Annotated in this window: 3 protein-coding genes and 2 pseudogenes; 2 read left to right on the forward strand and 3 right to left on the reverse strand. The window is 57.3% G+C overall.

Translation table 11 applies throughout. The annotated features are described in order from the left end of the window. Nucleotides 1-315: 315 nt before the first annotated feature. The 3 genes and pseudogenes from ACTG3T_RS03075 to ACTG3T_RS03085 all read right to left on the reverse strand — a co-directional run. Nucleotides 316-1719 (reverse strand): annotated as a pseudogene (locus ACTG3T_RS03075) (M16 family metallopeptidase); the annotation flags it as partial. 45 nt (nucleotides 1720-1764) lie between these two features. Next, nucleotides 1765-2331: a SprT-like domain-containing protein gene (locus tag ACTG3T_RS03080; RefSeq protein WP_439100803.1), complete on the reverse strand. Its 567-nt coding sequence runs from the start codon at nucleotides 2329-2331 to the stop codon at nucleotides 1765-1767. Between the two features lie 4 nt (nucleotides 2332-2335). After that, on the reverse strand, nucleotides 2336-3658 hold the full coding sequence (locus ACTG3T_RS03085; RefSeq protein ID WP_439100801.1) for a M20/M25/M40 family metallo-hydrolase: 1323 nt from the start codon (nucleotides 3656-3658) through the stop codon (nucleotides 2336-2338). 123 nt (nucleotides 3659-3781) lie between these two features. Between ACTG3T_RS03085 and ACTG3T_RS03090 the strand changes: the two genes are divergently transcribed. Together ACTG3T_RS03090 and ACTG3T_RS03095 are read left to right on the forward strand one after the other, a co-directional pair. Beyond that, entirely contained in the window at nucleotides 3782-4423 is a 642-nt protein-coding gene (locus ACTG3T_RS03090; protein WP_439100802.1) for a 2-hydroxychromene-2-carboxylate isomerase, read from the forward strand. A gap of 78 nt (nucleotides 4424-4501) precedes the next feature. Then, nucleotides 4502-4714 (forward strand): annotated as a pseudogene (locus ACTG3T_RS03095) (amidohydrolase); the annotation flags it as partial.

Below are 4714 nucleotides of genomic sequence, written 5' to 3' on the forward strand. Positions count from 1 at the left end.
TCACCGGAGCGCAAAACACGCCCAGCAAGACAATGGCACTCGAGAGCGAAGCGAGACTGTTCGTGAAAACGTTCATGGCTGCATCTCCGTGGTTGCCATAGCCTGGCGCGGACGGGCAATGCCAACGCTGCGATTGTCGACCACAAGGTAAGTGTCTGCGAGGCGTTTGAGTTCTTTGGAGTCCGTGGCGTCCCGCGATTCCAGGTATGCCGGCAGTGTCTTCCAGCTGTCCATGGTTTGAAAGTGACCGATCTCAAAGGCCAGGGCGCTGGCATCGCGCATCGTGCGAAACCACTGAGTACGCAGCTTTTCCTTGGCGGTTTGGAGTTCACCATTACCGACGCCTTTGCCAAGGGTAGCGAGGGTTTTCTCCAGTAATGTTTCGGCTGTCACAAGATCTTTGGCGTCGTTCAGGATTAATTCAAAGTTCATAGTACCGGGAACGCCAAAGCGATTGGTGTGCACCACCCGTGTGTTGACATTGACCGTCGCGGCCAGGCTCGCTCCATCTACGGCTTTTTGGAGGCGGGCGCGGGTGACTTCGCCCAGCACATCGAACATAGGACGGTCTGGATGCCCCACCGCAGGAATGAGATATCTGAACTCGACTCTTGGGTTGATCTCGTCGTTTCGATAGATGAGTCGCCGCTCGGCACCGGGGCGCGGTTCAATAGCCGGGGTTCGGGTGGGCTCGGGTGCCGGGTCCATCCCGCCGAAGTAATGTTCTACGCGGGGGATCATGTCCTCGAGGCTGACTCCGCCGATGAGTACGATGGTGCTATTGTTAACAACAAAATACTCTTCATAGAGGGCGCGTTGCGAAGTCCGCGTGTACTCGTAAAAATCGCTGCTATAGCCCTCGGGCCAAAACACCGGGTGGATAAGGCCTGCCATCGCATTCATTTGCTCGTAGTAGGGGGTAGAGGGCTTGTTAAGATCGCCAAGACGCTGCTCCACAAGAATCATGCGCTCCTGATCAAATTCCCTGAACACTGTGTTCCTCATGCGATCTGCCTCGAGCCTGAAAAACAGATCGATGCGCTCCGCGGGGAGGTTGATGTCGAACTTCATATACTCCTGTTCGGTGGTGGCGGTGAGGTTTGTCCCGCCATAGGCCTGGTACCACTTGTTCAGTGCGCCGTTTTCCCGGTACTGCGAGGCCTCTTCCTCCAGCGCAGCCAGTTCCGCCTGTAGTTCTCGCATCCGCGCAGTCGTCTCTCCATGGCGATAGTCATCCATCGCGCCTCGCTGGCGAATGATATTGCGTGCCCGGTTTTTTTCTTCGACAAACTCGGCTTCCACGACCTTCATGCGTTCACGGATTGGTGCCTCTGCGGACCAGTCCGTGGTACCCAGGGAGGGTGTTCCCTTGAACATGATGTGTTCCTGAAAATGCGCAGCGCCCAAAAGCCCCGGCGTTTCATGTATGGCACCCATGTCAGTAAAGATCTTGGCTTCTACCCGCGGATCGCCCGGACGTTCAAGGACCAGTAAGCGAAGTCCGTTCTTAAACAAATGCTCCTCTATCGGCAGGTCATAGGGCGATGACCCCCGCGCGGTGGCGGTGGCCAGCGTCAGGGCGAGGAGCAATGCCAGGGAGAGGGACACCATCCCGGGCAGCGGTGACACGGACAGGCGAGGAGCAGCGAAGCGATATGTCTTTTTCAAGGGGAAGACCACGGGAAAAACGGACATCGAGTATAGAAGCGCCGACCGCATGGCGACAAGCCAAGTCGCAAAGGAGCTGCAGCTTGGAGCGCCGCGTTACTCCTGCTCGTCGAGATAGACAAAGCGCTCTACAAAGTCGCCCTTGATGTGATATCGCTGCCCTCGACGGCCGAGACGATACTCCGTGTAGCGTCGGGAGCGCCGATGCACTTTGCGTACCGTGCGCTCTTCACCGTTTTCCATAATGGCGATGAGGGTGAACCGTGCATGGGACATTTTCTCGTGAAGCACATCATCCTCTGAGCGTCCCGAAGCGCGCGGTGTGGCCCCCAGGCGGGTGGCGACATGCTGCCAGCGCGGACCGTGTTTGTAGCGAATGCCCGCAATGAGATGGGCGAGCTCGTGACGTATGGTGTCTTCCAGATCCGCTACGGCCGTGGTTCCCACGAAGCTTCGGGATAAAACGATGCGCCCGTCGCGATGAGCCTGGCCGTAGGAGCGGCGGGCACGGTTAAAGCGCAGCTCCGCAAAGGGATGTTCCCAATGCGGGAAAAGGGCTTGGGCCCGGACCCGCTCACGCTCAAAAATACCGCGGATTGCGTTTTCCGTGAGAGGGCGGTCGGGCGTCGGCGCGGGGTCAGGCCTTTCGAACGCGGTGTTCAGCGCCTTAGTCTGCCAGACCTGCTTCTGCGAGGATCGTCAGTATGCCGATCTGGGGACCGAGGTGAACGTCGACGGGCTCCCAGTACTCATGGAGCGAGTGAGCATTAGCGGACTTTCCGCCACGACTCATGGTTACCGCAGGAATACCCTTGGAAATAGGCAGGTTGGAGTCCGTCGAGGAAATCTGCAGCGACGGGGTGATGCCCAGCGCGGTGGTCGCCGCCATGGCGCGCTGCACCAGGGCCGCCGATGAGTCGCCCTTGGCCGCAGGACGAGTGCCCACGCGGTCAACATCCACCGTCAGTGCAGGGCCGTCGAGGCGTCCTTCATTTTCTTCTTTCAATGCAGTTTGGATCGCCGACTGGAGCACCGCATCGATATCGTCAAGCTTGTCCTGGCTGCCTGAGCGCATATCAATTTCCATCCACGCCTCGAAGGGGATGGAGTTGATAGACGTTCCGCCACCGATGCGGCCGACGTTGTAGCTGGTCTTTTCACCAACGGTAGTGACCGAAGGGGCGTTCTCATCAAAAATTGCGATAGCGCGTCCCAACGCGTGTTGCGGGTTGGCGAGACCAAAAGCACCCCAGGAATGACCGCCGGGACCTTTAAAGGTCACACGATATCGGTGAGAGCCCACACCACCATAAACAATGCGCTCGGCGTTGCCGCCATCGACGGCGATGAAAGTGTCGATTTTTTCGGCGCCATCGCGAAACAGGTATTTCACGCCGCGAAGATCACCGAGCCCTTCTTCACCCACGTTACCGATAAACAGCACGTCGGCCTCCGTTTCGATATTCGCTTCGTCAAAGGCCGAGATAACTTCAAGAAGTGTGACCAGGCCTCGGGTGTTGTCGCCGATACCGGGCGCGATCATCTTGTTGCCTTCAAATTTGACAGTGACGTCAGTTTCTTCAGGAAACACCGTATCCAGGTGAGCCGCGTAGGCGACAACTTTGTCGCCGCTCTTGCCCGGGCGGCGGCCAACCACATTGCCCGCTCCGTCGATGGTGACATCGCTAAGACCACGGTCTTTGAGCATTTCCGCAAAGTGTGCGGCCCTGAGGTCCTCCTTGAACGGCGGCGCGGGGATTTCCGTGAGTTCGATCAACTCCTCCTTGGACTGTGCTTCCATGGTCAGTACGTAATCGAGCGCTGTCTGAACCCGGGCATCAGCGGTAAGCGTTTCCATCTCTGCCATGTACTTTGGCATGATGGCGGCTTCGGCTTCGGCCGCGTGGAGGTTTCCATGGAGGGAACTGACTGTCAGCGCTAAAACGGCGCCAATCACCGCAGGCAGCGGAAGGGTATATGATGTGTTCATGAGGTATCCTGTTTACGGTTATAAAGCATTGACCTTGCAACGTCGTATCATGACAAGCTGGGCGTCGTCTGTCAGCTTTTATGCGACAAGACCGACCATAAATAATAGTCAGGAGAGCCAGCTTTGAGCGAAACCATCGAGTTATACTTTTCTTTCCGCAGTCCCTACAGCTACCTGGCGGCGCAGCTTGCCGAGGATGCCCTGGCTGATTTCGATGTGCACGTGCGTTTCCGGCCGGTGTTGCCCCTGGCGATCCGGGAGCCAAATTTTTTCGACAAGTCCAATCATGACCGGGTGCGCTACATTCTCATCGACTGGTTGCGACGAGCAGAAATGCTGGGATTGCCAGCGGGATTTCCCAGCCCTGATCCCATCGTTCAGGATATGAGCACCTTTACCATCGCTGATGAGCAACCGCACATCTTTCGTCTGACCTACCTTGGTGCGGAGGCTGAACGTCAGGGTGCGGGTCTGCCCTTTGCGCGGGAAGTGTCCCGCCTGATCTGGAGCGGAACGCCGGATTGGAATCAAGGCGATCACCTCGCCGAAGCGGCGAAGCGGGCTGGACTTGATTTAGCGGCCATGGAGACTGCGGTGGGTAATGGTGAAACGCATAAAGCGATTGTTGAAAGCAATCAGGAAGCGCAGGCGGCGGCGGGGCATCGTGGTGTGCCATTATTTGTCTATAAGGATGAGCCGTTTTTTGGTCAGGACCGCATAGATTCCCTGTGCTGGAAACTGGAAAAGGACGGGCTAAAGCGCTGAGCCCCCTTTGGGGCGTTGATGTCAGGTCGCGTTAAGCTGCGCAAAACAATTCAAAGGAATACACAAGAAGGAGATCTCATGGGTAAATTTCACAACGCGGTGGCTACGACTGCCGCAACACTGGCGTTGAGCATGGCGCCGTGGAGTCTCAACGCTGCGGAGGAATCAAACCGGCCGACGCCCATGCTTTCCGGGCTGCAGGCCGAGGCTGCCATGGGCGTGGAAAAGCGTGAAAAGCTTATTCAGGAGATTATCGACAGTCTTTTCTCCTTTTCTGAGCTGGGTTTTCAG

It is taken from the genome of Congregibacter sp. (assembly GCF_965660375.1).
Classification (GTDB): Bacteria; Pseudomonadota; Gammaproteobacteria; order Pseudomonadales; family Halieaceae; genus Congregibacter.